Genomic DNA, 352 nt, shown 5'->3' with positions numbered 1-352 from the left:
TAGAAAACAATGACGGCGGCATTAAACACGCTATAAAAACACTAAAAAAGCACCCAATAACGCGTGTTACTATTGAAGCAACTGGGCGCCTTGAACACCCCTTTATTATGGCGTGTGCTCAAGCGAATATCCCTTTCGTTGTTGCTAATCCCGTTAATATTAAACGTTTCGCAGGCGCTATTGGCCAAAAAGCAAAAACAGATAAACTTGATGCGCAACTCATCGCTCATTTTGGTGAAGCAATAAAGCCACCACTCTCATCTTTAAAGCCAGAGCAGATGCGCTTGATGAGTGATTTACTTTCTAGAAGAAGGCAGTTAATGGATATGCAAACGATGGAGAAAAACCGTTC

The 352-nt window shown here is 41.8% G+C and carries 1 protein-coding gene; it reads left to right on the top strand.

Going from position 1 to position 352, the window contains the following annotated elements; all coding sequences use genetic code 11:
- Positions 1–352, top strand: a 352-nt coding sequence (locus tag NRL14_RS20845; RefSeq protein ID WP_306725524.1) for a transposase, incomplete at both ends; no start/stop codon positions are given.

The sequence above is a fragment of the Pseudoalteromonas sp. 20-92 genome (assembly GCF_030847595.1).
Taxonomy (GTDB): domain Bacteria; phylum Pseudomonadota; class Gammaproteobacteria; order Enterobacterales; family Alteromonadaceae; genus Pseudoalteromonas; species Pseudoalteromonas fuliginea.
This window is presented reverse-complemented; position numbering and strand designations above follow the sequence as displayed.